Origin of the sequence: Protofrankia sp. CiP1_Cm_nod1 (assembly GCF_920888515.1) — a bacterium.
Lineage (GTDB): Bacteria > Actinomycetota > Actinomycetes > Frankiales > Frankiaceae > Protofrankia.
The window spans coordinates 1-4207 of record NZ_CAKKTM010000028.1 but is presented as its reverse complement, the minus strand read 5'-3'; the positions used below and the strand labels follow the sequence as shown (position 1 = coordinate 4207).

Annotated in this window: 2 protein-coding genes; one reads left to right on the top strand and one right to left on the bottom strand. The window is 72.8% G+C overall.

The window, feature by feature from the left end:
- Nucleotides 1-401: 401 nt before the first annotated feature.
- The gene (locus tag NBX02_RS01915; protein ID WP_250287354.1) at nucleotides 402-1649 is read left to right on the top strand and encodes a cytochrome P450; all 1248 of its coding nucleotides are present in this window, start codon (nucleotides 402-404) and stop codon (nucleotides 1647-1649) included.
- 176 nt (nucleotides 1650-1825) lie between these two features.
- Here the strand turns inward: NBX02_RS01915 and NBX02_RS01910 are convergent, their stop codons facing one another.
- Nucleotides 1826-3406 (bottom strand): FAD-dependent oxidoreductase, encoded by a 1581-nt coding sequence (locus NBX02_RS01910; RefSeq protein WP_250289704.1) that lies wholly within the window; start codon nucleotides 3404-3406, stop codon nucleotides 1826-1828.
- Nucleotides 3407-4207: the final 801 nt, after the last annotated feature.

Here is a 4207-nt window from a genome sequence, read left to right as displayed (position 1 = left end):
GCGTTCCGGCCCGCGAGCGGCCGGTCCGCCGGGCCCCGCCCGCTCGGCGCGGGCCTGCGTCCACGGCAGCCGGCCAGCATCCGTCCAGCCATTCTTCTCGTATTTTTCCCGTTCTCCAGTTACGTCATTCCGGCTGGCTGCCGACGTTTCAGTGACGACATGCCAGCACCCCGGCTCACCGGTTCGTGCGGTTCCCGCCGGCACTGGTTCAGCGCCGATTCATCGGCGGGTAATACCGTCCCGGCATTCTTCTTCTGACCGGCAGACGCCACCGGCCCGCGCGAAGGCACCGGGTGAAGGCACCGGGTGCATCGCGGAAGGCATGGTGCGGGCGGCCCCGGCGGGCTGGCGGCTGTCATCTCCGGCCGCTGGGACGAGCACGACAAGGAGAGGACCCGGTCATGAGTTCCGCCTCGGCATCGGACACTCCCGCCGCCGCGCCGCTGGCGTTCGGCGCCTTCGACCCGGCTCGCCGCGCCGACCCCTACCCGGGCTACCGCGCCCTGCGCGCGGCGGATCCCTTCTACCGCATCCCGCTGGGAGATCTCCAGGCCACTGTGCTGACGCGTTACCCCGACTGCTTGACCGCCCTGTCGGAAACAGCCTGGGGACGCGGCGAGTCCGGGACCAACGCGTGGCGTCGCGCCGAGGCGCTGGACGGCGGGCTGCGGTCCTTCCTGCGGATGAACCCGCCCAGCCATACCCGGCTGCGCGGGCTGGTCAGCAAGGCCTTCACACCCCGGATGGTCGCCGCCTTCCAGCCCCGGGTCACCTCCCTGGTCGACACGCTGATCGACGCCGCGCTCGAGCGGGAAGGCGAGATCGACCTGATCGGCGCGCTGGCCCGCCCGCTCCCGCTGCGCGTCATCTGCGACCTGCTGGGCGTGCCGGCGCGGGACGAGCAGACCTTCCGCGGCTGGGCCAACGACCTCACCCGCGGCATCGACCCGGACTACCTGCTCACCCCCGACGAGCTGGCCCGGCGCCGGACGTCCTCCCGCGAGTTCGACGCCTACTTCACCGAGCTGATCGCGCGGCGCCGGGCCCGCCCGGCCGAGGACCTGCTCAGCGAGCTGGTGGCGGTGCGGGACCAGGGCGACGTGCTCAGCGAGAGCGAGCTGCTGGAGCTGTGCGCCCTGCTGCTGGTCGCCGGCTACGAGACGACGGTCAACCTGATCGGCAACGCCGTCTTGGCGCTGCTGCGCAACCCCGACCAGCTCGCCCTGCTACGTGCGGATCCCAGCCTCATACCCTCCATCATCGACGAGACGTTGCGCTACGACCCGCCCATCCAGCTCATCGGCCGGCTCGCCCTGCGGGACACCGAGATCTCCGGGCACCCCTTCCCCCAGGGCGAGATCATCATCATCCTGAGCGCGGCGGCCCAGCGGGACCCGGACGTCTTCACGGATCCGGACCGTTTCGACATCACCCGCTACGCCGGCGCCGCTCCCGCGCACCGGCACCTCGGTTTCGGGCTGGGCATCCACTACTGCCTCGGCGCGCCGCTCGCCCGGCTGGAGGCACGGATCGCCCTGCGGGCGCTCGTCCAGCGTGCCCCGGGGCTCACCCTGGCCGCGGACCCGCCGCCCTACCGGCCGCACCTGACCGTACGCAGCCTCGCGGCCCTGCCCGTCCGGCTGTCCTGAACCCGGCCGGGCCGGGCCTGACGGCCGGCCGGTGCGCACGACCAGGACGGACGACCGCGGTGGGGCGGCCCCAGCGAGCGAACGATCACGCGTGGCGATGGATGACCGTCCGCGGGAGCGTGGGAGCCCGGGAGCACCGCCGACGAGCGGCTGACCGCTTCCCGTGTCGCTGGCGTTCAGGAACTCTGGCCGGGAAGGCCCGTCCCTGCGGTGTTCCGTGTCCCAGCCGTGGGCGCCTTCCGCGGGGTGGTCGGGTGTGACCAGCCGAAGCGCAGGACGCCGGCGGCCACGGCCGGGCGCAGCAGGGCGGTCGGGGCGTCCACCAGGTTCAGCGTCTTCATCAGGGCGCGCGCCACCGTGGCGTCCCGGTGCGCGGCGACCTGCACCCGTTCCGCGTACGGGCCCACCAGCCGCTCGCGCGGGCCGCGCCGCCCCTGGACGCCGGGATAGCGCAGGTCGGCCCCGTTGGCCATGTCCCACGCGACGTCCACGAGGCGGCCGGCCTGCCGGTAGAAACGGGCCGGCAGGTCCGGGCCGCCGGCCCGCAGGCAGTCCCGCAGCGCCCACGCGTGCTGGGCCGCCACGGTCATTCCCTGGGCGTAGAGCGGGTTGAAGCTGCATATCGCGTCACCGATGGCGAGGAATCCGGCCGGCGGGTTCTGCACCCGCTCGTAGTATCGCCGCAGTGAACTGGTGAAACGGTGGGGCACCGGGTCGCTCAGCGCCTCGGTCGACGTGACCAGGTCGTAGATGTCGGGTACGGGCAGGGTCCGGGCGAACGCTTCGAATCCCTCGGGATCCGTCGGCGGGTGGTCGCCGAGCATTCCGGTGAGCGTGACATGCCAGCGGCCGCCCTCCAGCGCGACGGCGCCGCCGCCACGGAATCCGGGCATGGTCGAGACTATGACCGAACGCTGGCCGTCGAGATGCTCGGGGCGGTACCGGTAGAAACGCGACGCGTATCCGAGATCGACGCCGGTCCGCCGCTCGGCCGGGCCGGGCAGTCCCAGGGCGGCCAGCCAGTCCGGGCCGCGGGAGGCACGGCCGGTCGCGTCCACCACAAGATCCGCGCGGATGAGTCCGGTGCCGGTAGCGGCGCCGGCATCAGCACCGGCATCAGCGCCGCTCCCGGCACCGGCGGTACGGGGCTGCTGGACGACACGCACCCCGATGATCCGGCCGGGCGCCTCCGGCGCGGTGACCAGCCCGGTCGCCGACGTCCGCTGGACGAACCGCACGCCGGGGACCGCCCGCAGCCTCGCCCGCAGGACGTCCTCCAGCAGCCCCCTGCTGGCGAGCACCGAGGTCAGCCCGGTCGGGGCCGAGCGGACCCGCAGCCCCCGCAGATACCAGCGGGAGCCCACCAGCGTCTCGATCGTGGACGCGCCCCGCCGCGTGAGTTCCGTGGTCAGGCCGGGGAACAGCTCCTCCATGAGCCGGCGTCCGCGGTCGAGCAGCCCGTGCAGGTGCCGGCCCTGGGGCACACCACGGCGGGAGTCGCCGTGGGGATCACCGTCGAGGAGCACGTCCCGTTCGAGTACCGTGACCCGCTCGAAGGTCTCCGAGAGCACCCGGGCGGCCAGCAGCCCGGCGATGCCGGCGCCGAGGACGACCGCGTGGCCGCGGCCGTCCTCGGCCGCCCGCGGGTGTGACGGCCGGCCGGGCTGCGGCCCCCGGGAATCTTCGCCGACCAGGGGGAGCGCGGGATCGGCGTGTGGCTGCCTGGCCGGCGTCGGAAGCACCGTGCCGTCGTCCATCACGCCTCCCGTGGCCATCAGATGTTCACCGTCACGTATTTCCGGCCGGCGTGGACCGGCTGCGCCGAAATCTTTCCCGCGGCTTGTCCACACACCGTGGACAAGCCGCCACCAGCCAGGTGGGCCGACAATGCGAGCCGACGATGTGAGCCGGCGCTCCGAATGCCTTGCGAAGGATATCGTGGAGCCAGGCCCAGGCCGGTGTCAACCAGGATTTCGATGATTCGATGGCTGAAGAAAATGTGTCGCCAGCCTCCGCGCCTCCCCTGCTGGAGACAGCACGGTAACCGCATTCGGCGGGCTTGGCAACACCGCACCGGACGACTCCTTCACAGCCCTGGCCTCCATCAGCGAAACCAATTGTTTCATTCGGCGTCACAATAGCCGGGCCAGCCGCGTCCCGGCCGCCGCCAGGGACATCTTTCTTTCGCCCTGAAATGTAAACTCGCCGTTCACCGAAGCGCCGGCCGAACATGCTGGAATACGGTCCCAGCGGACGGTCCGGCGTGTTCGGCAAATGCCCGGCCGGCGCCGGCGGCATCCGTCGGCGCGGCCCGTGGTCGGAGCAGGCAGTCGGCGACGGCCTGTGACGGTGGGCACCGAAGAATCGCGAGAGGGAGCCGACATGGACGTGGCGACGGCCCAGGAGGCAACGGCCCAGGAGGCAGCTCAGGAGGCAACGGCCCAGGAGGCCCAGGAGGGCCTGGGCCGCCAGGGAGACCCGGCGGGCCAGGGCAGCCGGGCGGCCCGGGCGACGGCGCCGGGCGGCCCCGCGGTGCCGCCCCACGGCCCGCTCCCGCC